The sequence below is a fragment of the Nonomuraea sp. B10E15 genome, assembly GCF_039871615.1.
GTDB lineage: Bacteria > Actinomycetota > Actinomycetes > Streptosporangiales > Streptosporangiaceae > Nonomuraea.
In genome coordinates, this window is sequence record NZ_JBDPMB010000002.1 from 431333 (window position 1) to 453264 (window position 21932).

The following is a 21932-nucleotide window of genomic DNA, read 5'->3' on the forward strand; positions in this document are numbered from 1 at the left end:
TGGCGGCTTATTCCTCATGGCAGAAAGAGTTTATCTGGAGAACGGAAAATAGTGCAGGGTGGTTTCATGACCACCATTGATCCACCGGCGGTGCCCATCGTCGCGACCGACGCCGAGGACCAGCCCGAGCGCACACCGGCGCTGGAGGCCCTGTACCGCGGCTTCGAGTCGGAGCTGCTGATCCCGCTGTGGACGCAGATCGGTGACCTGATGCCGCTTTCCCCCCGATCGAGGGCCGTGCCGCACCTGTGGCGGTGGAACCGGCTGTTGCCGATGGCCGAGCAGGCGGGCGAGCTGGTGCCGGTGGGCCGCGGCGGCGAGCGACGGGCCATCGCGCTGGCCAACCCCGGGCTCGGCGGCCGGCCGTTCGCCACCCCGACGCTGTGGGCGGCGATCCAGTACCTCAACCCGGGCGAGGACGCCCCCGTGCACCGGCACACCCAGAACGCCTTCCGCTTCGTCGTGGAAGGCGAGGGCGTCTGGACGGTGGTGGACGGCGACCCGGTCGCGATGCGCCGCGGAGACTTCCTGCCCCAGGCCGGCTGGCACTGGCACGGCCACCACAACGTCACCGACCGGCCGATGGCCTGGATCGACGGCCTGGACATCCCGTTCCAGCATTTCGCGGAAGCGACGTTCTTCGAGTTCGGCCCCGACGAGGTGGAGACCCGCGAGGCGCCCGACCGCTCCCGCTCCGAGCGCCTGTGGGGGCACCCCGGGCTGCGGCCCCTCACGCACCTCCAGCCGGCGCCCGCCACCCCGTTGCTGGCCTATCGCTGGGAGCACACCGACCGCGCGCTGAACGAGCAGCTCGCCCTGGAGGCCGAGGGCTGCCGGGCCACGATCGAGCCCGGCCACGCCGCCGTACGCTACGTCAACCCGGCCACGGGCGGCGACGTCATGCCGACGTTGCGCACCGACTTCCACCGGCTCGCGCCGGGCACCGACACCGCCGCCACGCGAGAGGCCGGATCGTCGGTCTACCAGGTGTTCGAGGGCACAGGCGAGATCGCCGTGGCCGAGCACACCTGGCGCGTCGAGCGCGGCGACCTGTTCGTGGTGCCGTCGTGGCAGCCGCTGACGCTGACCACCGAGCACGGCCTGGACCTGTTCAGGTTCAGCGACACACCGATCTTCGAGCGGCTGCACCTGCACCGCGTCCAGACCGAGGGGGGCCGGCCATGAGACTCGCCACCGTCCGCACCGCCGGGGGCACCCGCGCGGCCACGCTCACCGGCGACGGGTACGTGGATCTCGGGCTGCCCGACGTGGGAGCCCTGCTGGCCAAAGACGACTGGCCCGAGCTGGCCGCCCGTGCCGACGGGCCGGTCCTGCGGGCCGGCGACCTCGCGCCCGTCGTCCCGCGGCCGGGCAAGATCCTGTGCGTCGGGCTCAACTACCGTACGCACATCCTGGAGATGGGCCGGGAGCTGCCGGACCATCCCACGTTGTTCGCCAAGTTCGCCGAGGCCCTGATCGGCCCGCGCGACGACATCCAGCTCGCGCCGGAGTCCTCGGCCGTCGACTGGGAGGCCGAGCTGGCCCTGGTGATCGGCGCCACGGTGCGCCGGGCTTCGCCGGAGGAGGCGGCGGCCGCCATCGCCGGGTTCACCGTCATGAACGACGTCACCATGCGCGACTGGCAGTTCCGCACCAAGGAGTGGTTGCAGGGCAAGACGTTCGAGGGCACCACGCCGCTCGGCCCCGTGCTGGTCACACCCGACGAGCTGCCTGGCGGCGTGCGCCCTGCGCTGCCGATCCGCTGCCTCGTGGACGGCGAGCGGATGCAGCTGGCCGACACCGCCGACCTGGTCTTCGGGCCCGTGGACCTGGTCCGATACGCCTCCACGATCGTGACCCTGCGCCCTGGCGACGTCATCGCCACGGGCACTCCCGGCGGGGTCGGCCACGCCCGCACGCCCGCGCGCTACCTGAGCGACGGCGTCACCCTGGTGACGGAGGTCGAGGGCGTCGGCCGCCTGGAGAACACCGCGAGGACGGCATGAGCTCGCGCGCATGGATGGACCTGGGCACCGAGATGTTCCTGCGCACCGTTGATCGCCTCGACGACGCCCAGCTCTCCGAGCCGTCGGCGCTGCCCGGCTGGAACCGGCGGCACGTCGTCGCCCACGTCCACGGCAACGCCGAGGCGCTGCGCCGGTTGCTGAGCTGGGCCGCCACCGGCGTCGAACGGCGCATGTACGCCGGCGCCCGTCAGCGGGCCGAGGAGATCGAGTCCGCCTCGACGTTGCCCGCCCGCACCCTGCGCGCACTGGTCGCGCAGTCGGCGCACGACCTGGCCGCCGACATGGACCGGCTGCCCGAGCAGGCGTGGAACGCCCTCGTGGTGACGGCCAGGGGCCGCATCGTCCCGGCGGCCGAGATCGTCTGGATGCGCACCCGCGAGGTCACCGTGCACGCCGTGGACCTGGACCACGGCGTCGGCTTCGCCGACCTGCCGGAAGAGGTCAACGCCGCGCTGGTGGCGGACGCCATGGACACGCACGCCCGCAGGAGCGGCGAGGCGGCCGCCGGCCTGGCGGCCTGGTTGACCGGCAGGAACGCGCAGCCGCCCGCTCTCGGGCCGTGGCTGTAGACGAAGGGAAGGAAACGATGGACGCTCCCACGGACGTCGTGGTGGCCGGAGGCGGCATCGGCGGGCTCGCCAACGCCTTCGCCCTGGCGTCGGCCGGGTTCACGGTCCGGGTCATGGAACGGGCGGCCGAGTTCGCCGAGGTCGGCGCGGGCCTGCAGATGGCGCCCAACGCCACCCGCGTCCTCGCCGGGTGGGGCCTCCTCGACGAGGTGCTGGCGGCCGGGGTGACACCCCGGAGGCTGCAGTTCAAGGACGCCCTCGACGGCTCCGCACTGACCCACCTCGCTCTGGACGAGGACTTCACCGGCCGCTACCACGCGCCGTACGTCGTCATCCACCGCAGCGACCTGCTCGACATCCTGGCCCGCGCCTGCGAGCGCGCCGGGGTCGAGATGGTGCCGGGTTGTGAGGTCCACGACGTCGTGGACGGGCCGGACGCGGCCGTGGTCCGCAGTTCCCTCGGCCGGCACCGGGCACGCCTGGTGATCGTGGCCGACGGGCTGCACTCGCGGCTGCGGGCGCGCTTCAGCGACGACCGGCCTGTCTGCTCGGGTTACGTCGCCTACCGCGGCGCCATCCCGGTCGAACGGCTCGGCCGCGAGCTGGATCCCGAGACGGCCTCCGACGTGGTCGTGCACGTCGGACCCGGCTGCCACCTCGTCCAGTACCCGCTGCGCCGGGGCGAGATCTTCAACACCGTCGCCGTCTTCCGCTCTCCCGCCTACGAGCGGGGAGAAAGGGACTGGGGCGGGCCCGAGGAGCTGGATGCGGCCTTCGCGCGCTGCTCTCCCGGCGTTCGCGAGGGTTTGACGTCGTTGTGGCGCGACCGACGCTGGCCGATGTACGACCGGCTGCCGATCGCCAACTGGACGGACGGCCGCGTCGTGCTGACCGGGGACGCGGCCCATCCCATGCTGCAGTATCTGGCTCAGGGCGCCTGCCAGGCGATCGAGGACGCCCACCACCTGACCGCCGAGCTGGCCGCGGCCGGACGGGACCGCTGGACGGAGGCGCTCCAACGCTACGAGGCCGCGCGGACCACGCGCACCGCCTGGATTCAGGAGACGGCCAGGACGTGGGGTGAGATGTGGCATGTGGACGGCGTCGGCAGGCTGCTGCGCAACGAGCTGTTCCGCCGCCGTGACCCCCGCGACTACACCCACATCGACGATCTGTACGCCGTGCGCGCGTAGGGCGGCGGGCCAGGGGGCTGTCTCGCGGTCAGAACGCCGCTTCCGGGACGTCCATCAGGTCGTTGTCCGTGGCCTCGACGATGGCGCGGTGGGCGTCCAGCAGCGGAAGCACGGTGAGCGCGAAGAACCGCGCGACGGCTGTCTTCCCCCGGTAGAAGGCGCGGTCGGCGGGGGAGAGGTGGCCCTGGTCCAGCCGGCGGTGGGCCGTGTCGGCCTGCCGCAGGAGCAGGTAGCCGACCATGAGGTCACCCGCGCACATGAGCAGGCGGGTGGTGTTCTGGCCGGCCTTGTAGCGTTCGCGCGGGTCCTCGCTGCTGCGCCGGGCGTGGCCGAGCATCGCGTCGGCCATGCCCGTGACGGCGTCCCTGGCCCGCGAGACGGCCGCACGCTCGCGCCGCAGCCGGTCGTCGCCGGCCAGGGATTGCAGGAAGTCGCCGATCTCGGTCAGGACGGCGTCGAGCGCCCGCCGGCCGTCCCTCGCGATCTTTCGGAAGAACAGGTCCTGGCCCTGGATCGCGGTGGTGCCCTCGTACAGGGTGTCGACCTTCGTGTCGCGCACGTACTGCTCCAGGGGGTAGTCCTGGAGGTAGCCGGAGCCGCCGAGGGTCTGCAGGGCGTGGGCGAGCTGCTCGTACGAGCGCTCCGAGCCGACGCCCTTGACGATCGGCAGCAGGAGCGCGTTGACCGCCCTGGCCGTGCCGACGTCGGAGCCCGCGTGCTCGCCGGCCGCCACCTTGTCCTGCCAGCCCGCGGTGTAGAGGACCAGCGCCCGCAGTCCTTCGGCGTAGGCCTTGTTCAGCATGAGGCTGCGGCGCACGTCAGGATGGCTGATGATGGCCACCTGGGGGGCGGACCTGTCACCCAGCCGGGTGAGGTCCGCCGACTGCATCCGGGTCCGGGCGTGGTCCAGCGCGTGCAGGTAGCCCGTCGACAAGGTCGCGACGGCCTTCACGCCGACCAGCATCCGGGTGTGCTCGATCACGTGGAACATCTGGGCGATGCCGTCGTGCGTGTCGCCGAGCAGATAGCCGACGGCGGGCTCCCGCTCGCCGAACCGGAGCTCACAGGTGGTGGAGGCCTTGATCCCCATCTTGCGTTCGAGGTTGCTCACCTGCACGCCGTTGCGGCCGAGCGGCTCGCCGGTCCGCAGGTCGAACAGGAGCTTCGGCACGATGAAGAGCGACAGCCCCTTCGTGCCGGCCGCCGTGGCCCCCTCCGGGCGGGCCAGCACGAGGTGCACGATGTTCTCGGTGAGGTCGTGGTCGCCGGAGGTGATGAAGCGTTTGACCCCTTCGATGTGCCAGGTGCCGTCGTCCTGCCGCACGGCCTTCGTACGGCCGGCGCCGACGTCCGAACCGGCGTCCGCTTCGGTGAGGGCCATGGTGGAGCCCCAGCCTCGCTCGATCATGTGCGCGGCGATCCTGCGCTGTTCCTGCGTGCCCTCGCGGTGGACGACGCCGGCGAAGGGCACCCCGGTGCCGTACAGATGGGCCGCCGGGTTGGACCCGAGGATCAACTCGGCCACCGCCCAGACCAGCGTGCGAGGGGCGGCCACGCCGCCCAGCTCCGGCGGCGCCTCAAGCCGCCACCATTCCGCGGCGCGCAAGGCCGCGTACGCCTTCTTCAGCGAGTCCGGCACCGTGACGGAGCCGGACTCGGGGGAGAAGACGGGAGGATTGCGGTCGGCATCCGAGAACGAGGCGGCCAGCGGCCCTTCGGCCAGCCGCGCCACCTCCGAGAGGACGTGCCGGCAGGCCTCGTGATCCAGGTCGGGAAAGAGGGCGGAGCCGAGGAATCGGTCGATGCCCAGCATCTCGAACAGGTTGAACTCGATGTCGCGGACATTGCTTCGGTAGTGGCTCATCAGCTCGCCCTTCCGGCGGTCAGCGGTAGTAGCGGAAGACCGGCCGGGCCACGCAGACGGGTTTGTCCACCCCGTCGGCGTGGATGGTCACGTCCAGCACGAGTTGCACGCCGCCGGCGATCCCGGTGGCCTCGGCGACCCGGGCGTGCAGCCGGATCCGGGCGTCCACCGGCACGGGGGCGGGGAAGCGGACCTTGTCGAGCCCGTAGTTCACCTTGGTGGTGGCGTCCCGGACGTCGAGCAGGTCGCCCCAGAGCGGGATGACCAGCGACAGGGTCAGGTAGCCGTGGGCGATGGTGGTGCCGAAGGGGCCGGCGGCGGCCGCGACGGGATCGACGTGGATCCACTGCCGGTCGTCCGTCGATTCGGCGAAGCCGTCGATGCGTTTCTGGTCGACGGTTCGATACGGGCTGTATCCGAGGTCCTGCCCGGCGAGGCCGGGGAGTTCGGCGACGGTGACGGTTCTGGTCATGGAGGATCTCCGATCACTGCGGCAGGCCGAGCAGCCGGCCCGCGTTCTCCTTGAGGATCTTGGGACGGACCTCGGGCTTGATGTCGAGCCGGTCGAAGTCGGCGATCCACCGGTCCGGGGTGATGAGGGGGAAGTCCGAGCCGAAGAGCACCTTGTCCTTCAGCAGCGAGTTCGCGTAGCGGACGAGGTTGGGCGGGAAATACTTGGGCGACCAGCCCGACAGGTCGATCCACACGTTGGACTTGTGGGTGGCGACCGCCAGGGCCTCGTCCTGCCAGGGGAACGACGGGTGCGCCAGCACGATCTGGAGATCGGGGAAGGCGGCGGCGACCTCGTCGAGGAGCATCGGGTTGGACAGGCCGAGCCGGATGCCGCCGCCTCCGGGGAGTCCGGCTCCGATCCCGGTCTGGCCGGTGTGGAAGACGGCCGGGACACCGAGTGCGGCGATGGCCTCGTACAGCGGGAAGACCGCGGGGTCGGTCGGGTCGAAGCCCTGCAGGCTGGGGTGGAACTTGAAGCCGCGGATGCCGTGCTCGCCGACCAGGCGCGCGGCGGCGGCGACGCCCGCTCTGCCGCGGAGGGGGTCGATGCTGGCGAAGGGGATGAGCACGTCGGGGTGCCGCGCCGCCGCCTCGGCCACGTACTCGTTGCTGATGGGCGGGTGGCCGGTGGCCCGGTGGTGGTCGACGGTGAAGACGACCGCGGCCATGTGGCGCTCGCGGTAGGTCTGGGCGATCTCGTCCACCGTCGGCGTGCGGTGGTCCGATCGGAAGTAGGCCGCGGAGGCCTCCATCAGGTCGCCGCCGAGTGAGGGATGGCCGTCGTCGTCCACCTCCACGTGCACATGCGTGTCCACGGCGGTGAGCGAGGCGAGCCTGATCCGCTGTGTCATGCGCGCCGCTCCTCGGGCTGGGGGACCGGCTCCCCTACGGACTGGACGTGCGGGCCGAAGGTCGTCGGCCAGGTCTCGGCCAGCGCGTCGGCGCTCCAGCCGTCGTCGGCGAACGCGCTGGCGACCTGGCTGGGATGGGACCAGAGGCTGACCCGGTCGCCGCCGACGCCGATGGCCTGCCCGGTGATGCCGGCCGCGGCGTCGGAGGCGAGGAACGTCACCACGCCGGCGGCGTCCTCGGGCGTGCCCAGGGCGAGGGCGCGGCGCGCGAAGGGCGACAGTTTCCCGCCCCGGTCCAGCGCCTCGATGTGCGTACGCAGGAAGGGCACCGTCCTGGTCATCTCGGTGGCGGCCACCGGGATGACGGCGTTGACGGTGATGGCGGCCCGGGCGAGTTCCATGGCCCACGTGCGGACCATGCCGACGATGCCGGCCTTGGCCGCGGCGTAGTTGGTCTGGCCGAAGGTGCCGCGCTGGCCGGTCGGCGATCCGACACAGATGATGCGCCCTCCGTCGCCCTGCTCCCGCATGCGTACGGCCGCCGCGCGGGCGCAGGTGAAGGTGCCGCGGAGGTGGACGTGGACGACGGTGTCGAAGTCCTCGTCGCTCATCTTCCACAACACCGTGTCGCGCAGGACCCCGGCGTTGGCGACCATGACGTCGAGCCGCCCGAAGGCGGAGACGGCGCGGTCGACGAGCGCCTGGGCGGCTTCGCCGGTGCCGACCGCGGCGGCCTGGGCGACGGCGCTGCCGCCGGCCCGGGTGATCGACTCCGCCACGGCCCCGGCCGCCGCCTCGTCGATGTCGTTGACCACCACGTGCGCTCCCGCGGCCGCCAGGTCCCTGGCGTAGGCCAGTCCCAGCCCGCGTCCGGCGCCGGTGACCACGGCCACTTTTCCTCTCAGGTCGGCCATTGGCTCGCTCCCGTTGTCGCTGGTCTCGTTGGGTCTGGGCTGGACCGTACGCGGAAATGAATGATAATGTCAATGATTGAAGTTTTCGATCATTGACTACCTTCGACGAGAGGGTCGCCGTGCGTGGACAAGACGACGGGCTGCTTGACGACACCGGGTTTCTGCTGGCGCACGCCAGCGGCGTGATCGTGCGCATGACCAACGCCAGGCTCGCCCATCTCGACCTGCGGGTCCGTCACTACTCCGTCCTGGCGCTGGTGTGCGACCGCGACGGCCTGTCCCAGCGCGACATCGCCGAGTTCCTCGGCATGGATCCCAGCCCGGTGGTGTCGCTCGTCGACGCGCTGGAGGCCAGGGGCCTGGTGTCGCGGCGCCCCCACCCGTCCGACCGCCGGGCACGCGAGGTGCGGGCGACCTCCGACGGGCGCGCCATGCGGGACCGGGCGCGGGCCGATGTGGCCGCGGCACGTCAGGAGTTCCTGGCGCGGCTGACGCCCGGCGAGCGGGGCCAGCTGCTCACGATCCTCAGAAACCTGGCTCTCGACGGCTCCGGCCAGGGCCGTCCGGACAGGGAAGCGACCTCGGATGCTTAACCAGGGCCTGGGCTCATGGCCCCTCAGGCGTGCCCGCTCCTCGCCGCACCGGCGTGCTCTCGTGGCGGGTGCCGACGTACGGACCTACGCGAGCCTGGTCGAGCGGACCACCCGGTTCGCGCACGCGCTGCGCTCGATGGGCGTGGCGCACGGCGACCGGGTCGCCTACCTCGGGCCGAACGCGGCATCGCTCGTGGAGACCATGTTCGCCGCCCATCTGCTGGGGGCGGTGTTCGTGCCGCTCAACACCCGGCTCACGGCGGCGGAGCTGAGTTTCCAGCTGGACGACTGCGGCGCGTCCGTGCTGGTGCACGCCGCCGGTCACACCGGGGTGGTGGAGCAGTTGCAGGTGGCCGCCTCCCCCGTGCTCGTCACCGTCGGCGGCGGCGCGTCCGCCTCCGACTTCGAGCAACGGCTGCAGGCTTCGCCCGCCGACCCCATCGACGAACCGGTCGGATCCGACGATCCTGCGATGATCCTCTACACCTCGGGCACCACGGGACGCCCGAAGGGCGCGGTCCTCACGCACGGCAACGTCATCTGGAACTGCATGAACGTGCTCGTCGAGCTCGACATCACCGGCGACGAGGTCACCCTGATCAGCGCGCCGCTGTTCCACGTCGCCGCGCTCAACATGACGCTCCTGCCGACCCTGCTCAAGGGCGGCTGCGCGGTGCTCATGACCGGCTGGGACGTCGACGACTGCTTCGACCTGGTCGAGCGGCATGGCGTCACCTGGATGTTCGGCGTCCCGACCATGTTCGCGGACCTGACACGATCACCCCGCTGGGGCTCGGCCGACCTGTCCTCGATCCGCTCCCTGCTCGCCGGGGGAGCGCCCGTGCCGACCGCGCTGATCACCGCGTACCAGCAGCGCGGGCTGCGGTTCCTGCAAGGGTACGGGCTCACCGAGGCGGCTCCCGGAGCGCTCATCGTCAGGGCGGAGATGAGCACGGCGAAAGTCGGCTCGGCCGGCGTTCCCCACTTCTTCTCCGACGTCCGCGTGGCACGTTCCGGCGCGGCCGGATCCGGCGCCACGGAGGGCGAGCTTCTCATCCAGGGCCCCACCGTCATGGCGGGCTACTGGGGCCGCCCCGACGCCACCGCGGCGGCCATCACGGAGGACGGCTGGATCCGGACCGGCGACCTGGGCCGGGTCGACGAGGACGGCTACTACTTCGTCGTCGGCCGCCTGAAGGAGATGTACATCTCCGGCGGAGAGAACGTCTATCCCGCCGAAGTGGAAACGGCTCTGCTGCGCCATCCCGCGGTGGAGGAGTGCGCGGTGATCGGGGTGCCCGACGGCCGGTGGGGCGAGGTGGGGCGGGCCTTCGTCCGGGTGCGCCCCGACCACCGGGTCACCGAACACGAACTGCTGGCCTTCCTCGACGGCAGGCTGGCCAGGTACAAGATCCCCAAGACGGTGCGGTTCATGGACGAACTGCCCCGGACCGGGTCCGGCAAGATCCACCGCGACAAGCTGCGGTAACGGGCCATCGCCGTGCGCGACGACGTCCAGCGGCTCCGCCGGCCTCACGAACATCCGGGCACGCACCGAGCCCGGCCATGATGAAGGGAACACGATGTCGGAAGTCCTGATCGTCGGCGGCGGCTTCGCCGGAGTGTGGAGCGCGGCCGCCGCCGCTCGCGCGCGAGGTGACAAAGATCTGCGCATCACGCTCGTCGCGCCCAACGAGGACATGGTCCTGCGACCGCGCCTGCACAAGCTCGATCCCGGCTGGTCGCGCGTCGCGCTCAAGCGCGTCCTGGAGCCGATCGGCGTGACCCACCTGAGGGCGGAGGTCACGGACATCGACGTGCCGGGCTCGAAGGTCACCGCCGAGGGCCGCTCGATCGGCTACGACCGGCTGGTGCTGGCGGCCGGCAGCCGGCTCGTCCGGGCCCCGCTGCCGGGCGCGGAGCACCTCTTCGACATCGACACCGCCGACGGCGTGGCCAGGCTCAACGCTCACCTCGGCGACCGTACGGGCTTCACCGCCGTGGTCATCGGCTCCGGCTTCACCGGGCTGGAGATCGCCACCGAGCTGGCCGCCCGCGGGCGGGTGATCCTGCTGGAGCGCGCCGACGTCGTCGCGCCAGAACTGGGTCCTGGCCCCCGTCCCGCGATCACGGCGGCGCTGGCCGAGCTGGGCGTCGACGTACGCCTCGAAGTGAGCGCGGCGTCGGTCACCGGCCAGGGCGTCGTCCTGGCGGACGGCAGCGAGATCCAGGCCGACGCCGTCATCTGGACGGCGGGCATGCGGGCCCACCCCATGACCGAGCAGATCCCCGCGGAGCGCGACCGGCTCGGCCGGCTGCTGGTCGATCGCCATCTGCGGGTCTCCGGCGAGGTGTTCGCCGCCGGTGACGTCGCCGCCGCCCTGGCCGACGCCGATCACCACACGGTGCAGAGCTGCCAGTTCGCCACCCCCATGGGGAAGGCGGCAGGTCACAACGCCGCCGCCGACCTGCTCGGCCTGCCGCTGGTCGAGTTCGCTCCCGACCCGTACGTCACGTGCCTCGACCTCGGCGCAGCCGGCGCCGTGTTCACGACCGGATGGGACCGCGCGGTGGCGCTGACCGGACAGCAGGCCAAGGAGCTGAAGGGGACGATCCTGGACGTGATCCACCCTCCGCTCGACGACGCCGACGAGATCCTCGCGCAGGCCGGCCGGCAGAGCAACGAGGTGGCCGGCTGACGTCGAGAACGGTGCGGGCCGATGGATGTCCATCGGCCCGCACCGTCGTTTCCGCGCCGGAGTTCAGAGCCGCGCGGGATCGGCGCCACGGCGGCTGACCCCGGCGAGGCCGACGGCGATGAGCAGCGCCGCGCCGTTGAAGACCTGGCTCACCCATGAGGGCGCCCCGACCAGGGTCAGGCCGCTGACGCTGACGGCGACGAACAGGACCCCGATGACGGTCCCCAGCACGGAGGGCCGTCCCACCTCGATGACGATCGTGCTGAGGAACACCGCCGTCAGCGCGGGGAACAACATGTTCATCCCGTTGTCCGACGTCGCGGCTCCCTGGCGGGCCAGCAGCAGCACGCCGGCGACACCGGAGACCAGGCCCGACAGCGCGAACGACAGGAACTTGATCCTGGTGACGTTCAGGCCCACCAGGTGCGCCGCGCTCGCGTTGGAACCGACGGCGAACAGGTGACGGCCGAGCGGGGTGTGCCGCATCACGAACCACACCGCCACGGCGATCGACGCCGCCGCCAGCACGATCCGGGGGATGCCGAACACCGACAGGGAGCCCAGATCGGTGAGCGTCTCGGGGATGTCCTTGCTGATCTGCAACCCGTTCGTGTACGCGAAGACGGCACCGCCCAGCAGGGTCGCCATGCCCAGGGTCGCGATGAACGGGTTGATCCCGTACCTGGCCACCAGGAGGCCGAGCACGGCGCCGGCGACCACGCCGGACGCGACGGCCAGCAGGATCGCCACGACGAGCGGCAGCCCGAAATGGGACACCGAGGCCGCCGCCACGACGGACGACGTCGCGGTGACGGCGCCCACGGAGAAGTCGAAGGACCCCGCCGCCATGGGGAAGAGCAGGGCCAACGCCACGGTCAGGCCCACCGCCTGGCTGGCCAGCACCGAGGTGATGTTCGCCGCGCTGCGGAACGCCTCACCCGAGGACGGCAGCAGGGCGAAGAACACGACCATCGCGACGAGCAACAGGAGCAGGCCGTAGCGTTCGACGACACCGGCCAAGGACCGGTCACGGCGGGTTTCCGCGACAGGCGTCCCGCGCGGGGCCTGGGCCTGGTCCGGCAGCACGGCCGAGCGGGGCGAAGCGTCAGTCATGGGCCGGCTCCTTGGAAGTGGTCTGGGTGAGTTCGGCGATGGCGGCCTCCGTGAGCCGGGGGCCGGTGAGCTCGGCGATCGGCGAACCGTCACGGAGCACGATCACGCGATGGCACAACGACTCCAGCTCCTCGAAGTCCGACGACACGACCAGCGCGGCGTTGCCCCTGGCCACGTGCTCCCTGATGAGCTCGTGGATGTCGGCCCGCGCCATCGCGTCGACGCCCTGGGTGGGTTCGTCGAGCAGCAGCAGGCGGGGATCGAGCCGCAGCCATCTCGCGAGCACGGCCTTCTGCTGGTTGCCCCCGGACAGGTGGGCGAAGGGGGTGTTCGGGGTGGCCGTGCGGATGCCGAAGATCCCGATCAGGCGCGTGGCGTCGCGCCGCTCGGACGCGCGCGCCATCCGCCAGCCCGACCAGTACGCGCTGATGGCCGTCGCGGAGACGTTCTCCCACAGCGGCAGGCCGGCGAAGGCGGCGTCCCTGCCGCGATCTTCGGGCACCAGGGCGACGCCGCGGCGGATGGCGTCCCTGGGGGACCGGAGCCGGACGGGCGCCCCGTCGACCTCGAATCCGCCGCGCTCCACGCGTGCGCTGCCGAAGAGGGCCCGCAGCAGCGTCGAACGGCCCGACCCGAGCAGGCCGGCGACCCCCACGATCTCGTGGCGCCGCACGGTCAGGTCGACGTCGCGCAGCGGGCCCGCCGCCAGGCCGCTGACCCTCAGGACCGTTCTCGCCCCGGCCTCCGGCACCCCGCGGGGCAGCGGCTTTCGCGCCTCCTGACCGGTCATGAGCGCCACGATCCGGGCCTCGTCCAGGCCGGCGGTGGAGCGCTCCGCGACCACCACCCCGTCGCGGAGCACCGAGACGCGGTCCGCTATCTCGAGCACCTCCGACAGGCGATGGCTGACATAGACGATCGTCTGGCCCCGGCTCTGACACCGGCGGATCGCCTCCAGGAGGACCTCGGCCTCGTGCTGCGGCAGGCTGGCGGTGGGCTCGTCGAGCACGAGCGTCACGTGACTGCCCTCGTCGCTGTCGCGCAGCGCCCGGGCGATGGCCACCAGCGTGCGATCGCTCGGCCGGAGATCGCGCACCAGAGCGTGCGGATCGACGTCGACGTGCGCGCGTTCCAGGATCTGGCGGGTCGCTCGGCGCAGCCCGCGCCAGGAGATGGCCAGCCCCGCCCGCCGCGGATAGCCGCCTTCGAGCGCGAAGTTCTCGCTGACCGTCAGATCGGGGACGAGCCCCAGGTCCTGATGGACGAAGCGGAGCCCGGCCTGGCGCGCGATCGCCGGGCCGTAGGACCCCGCGGCGTGCGTCCGGCCGTGGATGGCGATCGTGCCGCCCTGGTCGGCCGGGTGAACACCGGCGAGGATCTTCAGCAGCGTCGACTTGCCGGACCCGTTGCCACCGAGGAGAGCGTGGACGGACCCGGGAGCGATGGTGCAGCCCACGTTCCGCAACACCCGTACGCCGTCGAAGGTCTTGTTGATGCCGGTCAGCCGGATGGCTGTCGTGGACGGGCCGCCTTTCATCGTGACGAGCCGTTCCACGTCTTGCCGTAGAGGCCGGCGTAGTCGACGGGGCCGACGTACTCGGAGCCGGGGGCGGGGAGGTTGTGCTCCTGGTCCACGATCTGGATGCCGACGCCTCCGGGGACGAGCTCGTCGTCGTTGAAGACGCGGTTCATGGCGTCGATCGTCGTGTAGGCGCGGTAGGCGTTCGACGCGCCGAGGCAGAACTGCTGGCCCTTGCCGCTGCGGATGTAGTCCAGGTTGTCGATCTGGCACTCGTTGCCGATCACCACCAGGTCCTTGCGCGGGCTGGACACCAGCGCCGGCTGGATGCCCGCCACGAAGAAGTGGTCGACGTCGACCGCGACGACGTTGGCCTGCGGCACCTGCACCAGCGCGGTCTCGAACTTCTGGCGGATGTTCGGGACGTCCGCGGGCGCGATCTTGACCGTGCTGACGATCTCGCAGCCGCCGCAGTCGGCGATCCGGTCCGCGAACCCCTTGGCCACGTACTCGCCGAACGCGATGCCGTGGAAGGCGATGTGCAGCACCTTGGCCTTGCCCTGGGTTTGCGCGATGGCGAGATCGGCTCGCATCGTGCCCAGCCGGGTGTAGAAGGCGGCGAGGTCCGGCATGCTCGCGCTGTAGCCGGCCGGGGCGTCGAAGAGCGGTGAGCTGCCGTCCTGCGTGGGGTCGTCGCAGTCGAACCCGCTGAAGGAGGCGATCTTCACGCCGGCCTTCCTCGCCTCCACGAGGGCCTGCCGTACGGGGGCGCAGTCCACCGACACCAGCACGATGCCGCTGGCGCCGGCCGCCGTGGCCTGGCGGACGCAGGCGGCCATGCCGCCGTTGGCGTTGTTCAGGCCGTCGCACGTGTGAGCCTTCCAGCCCAGCGCGGTGGCCGCCTCGGTGAGTTGTTCGGCCTGGTAGGCCAGCGCGCGGACCTGCTGCCACGCTGTGATCACCCAGATGTTCTTGCCCGCCGCGGGCTTGGGCCCCGACTTCGGCGGCTCGGAGTAGTCCCCGGCGTAGCCGTTCTCGACGGCCTTCGTGGCGGCGTCGAGCACCGCGGCGGACGTGCTCGACGAGGTGTCCGCGCCGCCGTGCGACGTGGTCGTGCCGCATGCCGCCAGTGCGAGGCAGGCGGTGAGCAGGAGGCCGAGGAAGGGGGTGCGGGAATACCTTGGAGTGTTGACCATGGCGGTGATTCCTTGATGGGGCCATGCTCCCGTCGGAGAGACGGTTGAGCGTGAGGGGAGAGCGGTTCAGGAGCTGTAGCGGGGCGGGCGTGCGGCGGGCCAGCCCGCCAGCGCCTGCATGTCGCCGGCCAGGCTGATCAGCGTGGCCTCGTCGAACGGCGCGCCGATCAACTGCGCGCCGATGGGAAGCCCGTCGGCTGCGACGTGGACGGGCAGGCTGATGGCCGGCAGGCCCGTGACGCTGGCCACCGCGGTGAAGGAGACCATGGCCAGGGCGCTGGGCATCGCCGTGTCCGGATGCCGGTTGGCGTCGTCCAGCACCGTGCCGAGGCGTGGTGGCGGGCCCGCCATGGTGGGAGTGAGCAGCACATCGAAGTCGCGTCCCCACTGGGCGACCACCTGCCGCGACTCGGCCTGCAGCCGCGCCACGGCCTGCACGTACTGGCCGGCGTCGATGCCCCGCACCCGTTCCCACCGGTGCCGGTTGTACGGCTCGGCGGCCTCCGGGTCGTCGAAGGGATGGACATAGAGCGAGGCGGCGATGACCTTCTCCACGTAGGCCTGCGCGCCTTCAGGGCTGAGGAGGAACGGAGTGACGGGGAAGACCTCGTGCCCCAGCTCTTCGAGCAGGGCGCCGGCGGCCAGGGCGCTGTTGACGCACTCGGGGTCGACCGGCAGCCCGGTGGGGGCGTCGAGGAGCAGGCCGACCCGCAACCGCTCCGTCTCGCGTCCCAGCTCCGCCGCGAACGGGCGGCCGGGGACGGGCGCCTGGAACCAGGCGAGCGGATCGGGGGCGCAGAGCGCGTCCAGTATCGTCGCGACGTCCTCGACGTAGCGGCAGATGACCCCCTCGGTGGTGCAGTATTCCCACCACGACTGGGCGCGTTGCGGTATCCGCGCCCGGCTGGGCTTCAGCCCGACCAGGCCGCAGGCGGAGGCCGGCATGCGGAGCGATCCGCCGCCGTCGTTGCCGTGGGCCACGGGGGCCATGCCCGCCGCGACGGCGGCGGCCGCCCCGCCGCTCGAACCCGCGGGGGAACGGGTGAGATCCCACGGATTGGCGGTCCGCCCGTAGCGGGCGTTCTCCGTGACGGGCAGCGTGCCCATCTCGGGGGTGTTGGTCCGGCCCATGAGAATGAAGCCGGCGTGCAGGAGCCGGTCGATGACCAGGTCGTTCGTCGTCCTCGGGGTGTCGGAGACACCTCGCGATCCCATCGTGTTGGGCTGCCCCGCCACCGAGGTCAGGTCCTTGATCGGTATCGGGACCCCGTGGAACGGTCCGATCCGGTCGCCGGACATCAGCGCCCGCTCGGCCGCGCGGGCGGCGGTCATGACCTCCTCGTCGTTGCGCCAGACGATCGCGTTGATCTCCGGATCGAGCCGGTCGATCCTGTCCAGGTAGACGGTGGCGGCCTCGGCCGGGCTGAGCTCGCGGGCACGGATCGCTCCGGCTAGCCGCACCGCGGACACGAACGGGTCCATGGGTTGCCTCCCATCACGGCTCCACGCCGGTGCCCCGACAGCCGGCCGGCAGCCCGGTCGTGAAGTCGTGGCGCAGGCGCTGTCTCGGTGATCCCGGTGAGCCGCCCGACCGGGCGGGCATGTCCCTCCGCACGCCGTCTACGTGCGTAGATGTGCTCGACATGGGGACACGTTAAGCCGCACGTTCCGCAGAGGCGTACCTAATTCTGCTATGGAGAACAAACGTCGTATGCGCTCGGGCCGGGCACGGTCCGTCCATCGCGTCCATGCCGTCGCCCGGGCTCGATCCGGTGGCCGGCCGCTGCCGCCGGAAGGTTCTCATGCCACTTCGCTCGTCATCGCGTCGACGTACAGCAGGGGAAGGCGCAGCACGAACCGGGCGCCGCCCATGTCCGATTCCTGGGCGGTCAGCGTGCCGCTGTGGGCTTCGGCGATGGCCAGGGCGATGGGCAGGCCGAGCCCGGAACCGCCGTGGCCGCGGCCGCGGGCGCTGTCGGTCCTGGCGAAGTGGTTGAAGACCCGTTCGCGCTCCTGCGGGGGAACGCCCAGGCCGTCATCGTCGACCAGGACCAGGACCTCGCCGTCCTCGCTGAGGACCGAGACCCGCACCGCCGACCTGCCATGGCGTTCGGCATTGTCCAGCAGGTTGCCGAGCAGGCGGGCGAGGGTGCCGCTGACGCCGCCCACGATCAAGCCCTCTTCCAGGTCCAGATGGATGGGCAGGACGTGGGGCCGCTCGCCGACCTCCTCCCTGACGAGATCGGCCACGTCGATGGCCAGGAGCGGTTCCGGGGAGCCGGCGTCCAGCCTGGCGAGCATCAGCATGTCGCCGATGATGGCCTGGATCCGGTCCACCTCCCGCAGGGCATGGCGTACGAGGTCGTCCAGGTCGGTCTGGCCGGGGTGCATGCGCGCTTCCTCCAGCCGCAACCGGAGGCCGGCCAGGGGAGTGCCCAGCTCGTGCGAGGCATCGGTGACGAACTGTCGATTCTGTGCCCGCATCCGCTCCACCAGATGCTCCATCCGCGCGACGAGGGTGGCGATCTCGCCGCAGTCATCGGCTGTGGTCATGAATCCTCCACTGAGTCGTGATCTTCAGCATGCCGGTCGCGAAGCCGCTTCCGACACCGTGGAAATACGCATTCGCCACGGCTTTCTCAGGCGGCGTCCTCGGCTCCGAACTCGCCGGCGACCTCGAACCAGACGACCTTGCCCGTCCTCGTGCAGTCCACGCCCCACCCGCGGGACAGCGTTTCCAGCAGGAACAGGCCCCGCCCGTTCTCCTCGTCAGGGCCGGACAGCCGGGCGGGAGGCAGCGGCGTGGCCGCGCCGTGCTCTTCGACCTCCAGCCGCAGAGCACCGTCCTCGTCGCTCATACGGACGTGCACCGGCTCGTCGGTGTGGGCGAGCGCGTTGGCGAGCACCTCGGAGACGAGCAGTTCGGCGGTGGTGCTCTCGTCGGCGAATCCCCACTGCCGCGCCTGCGCACCCACGCTGTGCCGCGCCTGCGGCACCGAAGCGACGATGGGCGGGAAGAGCCACGACGCCCGGCGGCGCCTGTCGCAGCCGGCGCAGGCCCGCAAGGGCGGGGTTCGCGGGTGACGATGTGCTGGCTGGTATGTGGCATGACGCCGCGGCTCTCTCCGGATGCGGCGAGGCGCCTCGCTCTCGAACCTGTTCATGGCGCCCACTCCCTGTGACCTGTACGGATTCCTGACATCTCCATCGTGCAGCGGCCCGCTACGGGGCATAACCGGGGAATTGCCTATTTGGGGCATGCGTACGTGTGTAGGGGACCGCGTGCCGGGTAGAGCCGCGACCACTGGGAGTCGCGAGCCCGAAGGCGGGGATCGCACGAAAGGGCAGGTTGCGGGGGAGAACGTGGCTTCACGGGCGGCGTTGAGGCAGGCGACCGACAACCTTCCGGCGGACAGCAAGGACATCGTCGGGCGCCGACGCGAGGCCGCCGACGTCAAACGGCTGCTGTCGTCCACGCGGCTGCTGACGCTCACGGGCCCTGGCGGGGTGGGCAAGACCCGGCTGGCCGTCTACATGGCGGCCACGATGCGTCGCGCCTTCTCCAACGGCGTGTGGCTGGTGCAACTGGCCTTGCTGCAGGATGGCAAGCTGCTGGACCGCGCGGTGGCCGAAACCCTGGGCGTGCATGACATGACATCACGTTCCTCCCTTGATGGGCTGATCGGCCATTTGCGCGGCAAACAGACGCTGCTGGTGCTGGACAACTGCGAGCACCTGATCGACGCGTGCGCCGCTTTCGCCGATGCGCTGATCCGTGCGGTTCCGGACGTGCGGATCCTGGCGACCAGCCGGGAAGCGCTGGGCGTCCCGTCCGAAGTTCGTTATGTCGTGCCACCACTGTCGCTGCCGCCGGACGGTCACGGGCCGGCGGCCGCTGACACGGGCCGGGGTGAGGCGGTGACGCTGTTCCTGGAACGCGCCAGAGCCATCGATCCGTCATTCGAGCCGGCGGCCGACCACGACGGCGCGGCCGAGCTGTGCCGGCTCGTCGACGGCATCCCGCTCGCCATCGAACTGGCGGCGGTGCAACTGCGGGTCCTCTCCCTCGACCAGATCGTCGAGCGGCTGGGCGATCACCTGGATCTCTTCACACAGGGCTACCGGACCGCTGTGCCCAGGCACCAGACGCTGGGCGCGACGGTGGCCTGGAGTTTCGAGCTGTGCTCGCCTCAGGAGCAGACGCTCTGGCAGCGTCTCACCGTCTTCTCCGGCGGCTTCGACCTGGACGCGGCCGAGGAGGTGTGCTCGGGTGACGGGCTGGCACGCGAGGAGCTCCTGCCGCTGCTCGCGGCGCTCATCGACAAGTCCGTCCTGACCTCCGAGCGCAGCGGCGCCCGGTTGCGCTACAGGATGCTGGAGTTGCTCCGCCAGTACGGCTCGGAGCGACACATCGCCGGCGGTTCCGAGGCGCGGGTACGCCGCCGCCACCTGGACCACTACCGGCGGCTGAGCGAGCGGACGCAGGCCGGCTGGTTCACCCCCCTGCAGGCCGACCACTACACCAGCGTGGTCCGCGAGATGCCCAACTTCCGGGTGGCGCTCGAGACCTCGCTCGGAGATCCGGCACTGGCCGTGACCGGGCTGGAGATCATCACCCGGCTCTATGGCTACTGGGTCTACTCAGGCGGCTTCAGCGAGGCGCGTTACTGGCTCGACCGCGCGCTCCAGCTTGTGCAGGGTGCGCGACCGGCGCGGTTCAGGGCGCTGGCGACGGCGGCGCTGTTCGCCCTGATGCAGGGGAAGGTGGACGTGGCGACCCCGCTGATCGCCGACTGCTCCGCGCTGGCCCGCGACTGGCAGGACGGCAGCGCGCAGGCCATGGAGAAGTGCCTGTCGGGCCGGCTCGCTCTCCTGCTGGGCGACCATCGCGGTGCGGTCGACCAACTGGAGGAGGCCGTCCGCTGGTATGAGGAGAACGCCGGCGTCCTCGCCAGGGAAGACGTGCTGCAGGGCCCGTTCCTGCCCGCCTTCTACCTGGCCCTGGCGGCGGCCTTCGGACGTGACCCACGTGCCGCCGCGTTCGCGGCCCGATGCCGGAAGACAGCGGAGGACGCCGGGGCGCAGGGAGAGATCTCCATGGGGGTGTGGGTCAGCGGCATCGAGCGGTGGCTGGCGGGGGAGACGGAGGCCGCGCTGGAGTTGTTCCGTACGAGCATCCGCATCGGCCGCGCCATCGGATACCGCTACGGCGCGGCATGGGCCATCGAGTCCCTGGCCTGGGCGACGGCCGCGCAAGGACGAGACGATCGGGCCGCCCGCCTGCTCGGTGCCGCCGCGTCGATCCGCGAGATCCTGGGGCTGTCGTTGCCCGGCTTCCAGGTCTACTCCGGCGCGCACCAGGAGTGCGAGGCGGCGGTGCGCGAACGGCTGGGTGAGGAGGCGTTCGAGGCGGCTGCCGAGGAGGGGGCTGGTCTCGACATCGACGAGGCCGTCGCCTACGCCTTGGAGGATCCGGCGGATCCGGTCAGGGCCGGCGCCGAGGCCGCGCCGAGACAACCGGCTGAGGCCACGGAGCTGACACCGCGCGAGCTGGAGGTGGCCGGCCTCATCGCGCAGGGCGTGCGCAACAAGGAGATCGCCGCCCGGCTGGTCATATCGACCCGCACCGCGGAGGGACATGTGGAGCACATATTGACCAAGCTCGGCTTCACGTCGCGCACCCAGATCGCTGCCTGGTACTTCGACCGTGCCGCGCCGCCGCCGGAGGACTAGGCGGGAGGGAGCGGGGGAGGCGCGGTGCTCTCGCGTACGACGAGGTCGGTGGCCAGCTCGACGCGGCTCTGTGGCGGCTGCTCGCCGTTGACCAGCTTCAGCACCATGGAGGTGGCCGCGGCGGCCATCTCGGCGAGGGGCTGGCGGACGGTCGTCAACGGCGGGATGGCCCACCGCATCGAAGGCATGTCGTCGAAGCCGATCACGCTGAGATCGTCCGGGACGCGCAGGCCGAGCCGGTGGGCCGCGTGATAGACGCCGATGGCCTGGCCGTCGTTCGTGGCGAAGATCGCAGTCGGCCGGTCGGGCAGGCGCAGCATGCGGTGCCCCTCGGCCAGGCCGCCCTCGATCAGGAAGTCCCCCCGCCCGACCAGCTCCGGATCGACGGGCACGCCGGCCATGTCGAGGGCGGTGCGGTAGCCGTCGAGACGGGCCCGGCTGGACAGCGCGGAGTCCGGCCCGGTGATGATGCCGATGCGGCGATGCCCGAGCCCGAGGAGGTGGCGGGTGGCCGCGAGCCCGCCGTTCCAGTTGCCGGCGCCCACCGACGGGATGTTCCGCGCGGGAGCGTCGGCCGGATCCAGCAGGACGAGCGGGATCTCGCGGAGCGCGAGCTGTTCGTGCTGGGTTTCTGTCAGGCAGGAGAACACCGCGATCACACCGCTCGGGCGGCGCCGTAACACGCCCTCCAGCCAGGCGTCCGCGGCGCTTCGGTCGCAGCACAGGTCCGATATCCCCACCGTGAGCTCGTGCTCCCGCGCGACCCGCGCCACACCTTTGGTGATCTCGACGGGATAGTCGCCCTCCAGCGCGTGGAAGACCAGCTCGACCAGGGCCGTCGGCGTGGACCGGCGGCGCTGTCGCCGGTAGCCGTGCCGCCGGATGAGCTCCTCCACGGCGGCGCGGGTTTCGGACGACACCTGCGACCGGCCGTTCACGACCTTGGAGACCGTCGCGGTGGACACGCCCGCCAGCTCGGCGAGCTGGGCGATGGTGAGGGGGGACGACTCCGTGGTCATGGCGGCAGTCTAATCACGGGGTACGGGGCCCCGGGCGGGCTCGGCCGTGTGCCGAGCCCGCCACCCCGGCCCTCATGGTCCTGATCGTGTGCCGTGACAGCGCCCATCCGATGGGGCCGTGAACGTCAG

Annotated in this window: 19 protein-coding genes; 8 read left to right on the plus strand and 11 right to left on the minus strand. The window is 71.4% G+C overall.

All coding sequences use genetic code 11. The features are described 5' to 3' along the window. Positions 1–66 precede the first annotated feature (66 nt). The 4 genes from ABGB14_RS11085 to ABGB14_RS11100 are packed head-to-tail and all read left to right on the plus strand — an operon-like array spanning position 67 to position 3789. Complete coding sequence (locus ABGB14_RS11085; protein WP_347643503.1) at positions 67–1185, plus strand: cupin domain-containing protein; 1119 nt, start codon at positions 67–69, stop codon at positions 1183–1185. Beyond that, a complete protein-coding gene (locus ABGB14_RS11090; RefSeq protein ID WP_347643504.1) occupies positions 1182–2006 on the plus strand; it encodes a fumarylacetoacetate hydrolase family protein in 825 nt (274 codons plus the stop codon). Before ABGB14_RS11085 ends, ABGB14_RS11090 begins: the two co-directional genes overlap by 4 nt. Continuing rightward, positions 2003–2596, plus strand: coding sequence for a maleylpyruvate isomerase family mycothiol-dependent enzyme (locus ABGB14_RS11095; RefSeq protein WP_347643505.1), 594 nt, complete (start codon positions 2003–2005; stop codon positions 2594–2596). Before ABGB14_RS11090 ends, ABGB14_RS11095 begins: the two co-directional genes overlap by 4 nt. 17 nt (positions 2597–2613) lie before the next feature. Further along, positions 2614–3789, plus strand: coding sequence for an FAD-dependent oxidoreductase (locus tag ABGB14_RS11100; protein WP_347643506.1), 1176 nt, complete (start codon positions 2614–2616; stop codon positions 3787–3789). A gap of 28 nt (positions 3790–3817) precedes the next feature. Here the strand turns inward: ABGB14_RS11100 and ABGB14_RS11105 are convergent, their stop codons facing one another. Genes ABGB14_RS11105 through ABGB14_RS11120 form a run of 4 tightly spaced genes read right to left on the minus strand, consistent with a single transcriptional unit; the run spans position 3818 to position 7931 of the window. After that, positions 3818–5653 carry an acyl-CoA dehydrogenase gene (locus tag ABGB14_RS11105; RefSeq protein ID WP_347643507.1) on the minus strand — a complete coding sequence of 612 codons (1836 nt, stop codon included), beginning with the start codon at positions 5651–5653 and terminating at the stop codon, positions 3818–3820. A gap of 19 nt (positions 5654–5672) precedes the next feature. Beyond that, entirely contained in the window at positions 5673–6125 is a 453-nt protein-coding gene (locus ABGB14_RS11110) for a MaoC family dehydratase (RefSeq protein ID WP_347643508.1), read from the minus strand. A gap of 13 nt (positions 6126–6138) precedes the next feature. Further along, on the minus strand, positions 6139–7017 hold the full coding sequence (locus ABGB14_RS11115; RefSeq protein WP_347643509.1) for an amidohydrolase family protein: 879 nt from the start codon (positions 7015–7017) through the stop codon (positions 6139–6141). Further along, entirely contained in the window at positions 7014–7931 is a 918-nt protein-coding gene (locus ABGB14_RS11120) for an SDR family oxidoreductase (RefSeq protein WP_347643510.1), read from the minus strand. The genes ABGB14_RS11115 and ABGB14_RS11120 overlap by 4 nt, the downstream gene beginning before the upstream one ends. Positions 7932–8050: 119 nt before the next feature. Here ABGB14_RS11120 and ABGB14_RS11125 point away from each other — a divergent pair, with 119 nt between their 5' ends. The 3 genes from ABGB14_RS11125 to ABGB14_RS11135 all read left to right on the plus strand — a co-directional run bounded on the left by ABGB14_RS11125 (position 8051) and on the right by ABGB14_RS11135 (position 11223). Further along, positions 8051–8524, plus strand: a complete 474-nt coding sequence (locus ABGB14_RS11125; RefSeq protein WP_347643511.1) for a MarR family transcriptional regulator — start codon at positions 8051–8053, stop codon at positions 8522–8524. Further along, complete coding sequence (locus ABGB14_RS11130; protein WP_347643512.1) at positions 8517–10013, plus strand: long-chain fatty acid--CoA ligase; 1497 nt, start codon at positions 8517–8519, stop codon at positions 10011–10013. The genes ABGB14_RS11125 and ABGB14_RS11130 overlap by 8 nt, the downstream gene beginning before the upstream one ends. 94 nt (positions 10014–10107) lie before the next feature. Further along, entirely contained in the window at positions 10108–11223 is a 1116-nt protein-coding gene (locus ABGB14_RS11135; RefSeq protein WP_347643513.1) for an FAD-dependent oxidoreductase, read from the plus strand. 63 nt (positions 11224–11286) lie between these two features. Here the strand turns inward: ABGB14_RS11135 and ABGB14_RS11140 are convergent, their stop codons facing one another. From ABGB14_RS11140 to ABGB14_RS11165, 6 genes are all read right to left on the minus strand, one after another. Further along, entirely contained in the window at positions 11287–12336 is a 1050-nt protein-coding gene (locus ABGB14_RS11140) for an ABC transporter permease (protein WP_347643514.1), read from the minus strand. Then, positions 12329–13891: a sugar ABC transporter ATP-binding protein gene (locus ABGB14_RS11145; protein ID WP_347643515.1), complete on the minus strand. Its 1563-nt coding sequence runs from the start codon at positions 13889–13891 to the stop codon at positions 12329–12331. The genes ABGB14_RS11140 and ABGB14_RS11145 overlap by 8 nt, the downstream gene beginning before the upstream one ends. Then, complete coding sequence (locus ABGB14_RS11150) at positions 13870–15051, minus strand: substrate-binding domain-containing protein (protein ID WP_347643516.1); 1182 nt, start codon at positions 15049–15051, stop codon at positions 13870–13872. Before ABGB14_RS11150 ends, ABGB14_RS11145 begins: the two co-directional genes overlap by 22 nt. A 66-nt stretch (positions 15052–15117) precedes the next feature. After that, positions 15118–16533: an amidase gene (locus ABGB14_RS11155; protein WP_347643517.1), complete on the minus strand. Its 1416-nt coding sequence runs from the start codon at positions 16531–16533 to the stop codon at positions 15118–15120. 318 nt (positions 16534–16851) lie between these two features. Continuing rightward, the gene (locus ABGB14_RS11160; RefSeq protein WP_347643518.1) at positions 16852–17604 is read right to left on the minus strand and encodes a HAMP domain-containing sensor histidine kinase; all 753 of its coding nucleotides are present in this window, start codon (positions 17602–17604) and stop codon (positions 16852–16854) included. A gap of 86 nt (positions 17605–17690) precedes the next feature. Next, complete coding sequence (locus ABGB14_RS11165; RefSeq protein ID WP_347643519.1) at positions 17691–18476, minus strand: ATP-binding protein; 786 nt, start codon at positions 18474–18476, stop codon at positions 17691–17693. On the opposite strand from ABGB14_RS11165, the gene ABGB14_RS11170 reads away from it, so the two are divergent. Next, complete coding sequence (locus tag ABGB14_RS11170) at positions 18415–20784, plus strand: LuxR C-terminal-related transcriptional regulator (protein ID WP_347643520.1); 2370 nt, start codon at positions 18415–18417, stop codon at positions 20782–20784. The genes ABGB14_RS11165 and ABGB14_RS11170 overlap by 62 nt on opposite strands. Here the strand turns inward: ABGB14_RS11170 and ABGB14_RS11175 are convergent. Further along, the gene (locus ABGB14_RS11175; protein ID WP_347643521.1) at positions 20781–21803 is read right to left on the minus strand and encodes a LacI family DNA-binding transcriptional regulator; all 1023 of its coding nucleotides are present in this window, start codon (positions 21801–21803) and stop codon (positions 20781–20783) included. The two genes, ABGB14_RS11170 and ABGB14_RS11175, sit on opposite strands and share 4 nt — an antisense overlap. Positions 21804–21932 lie beyond the last annotated feature (129 nt).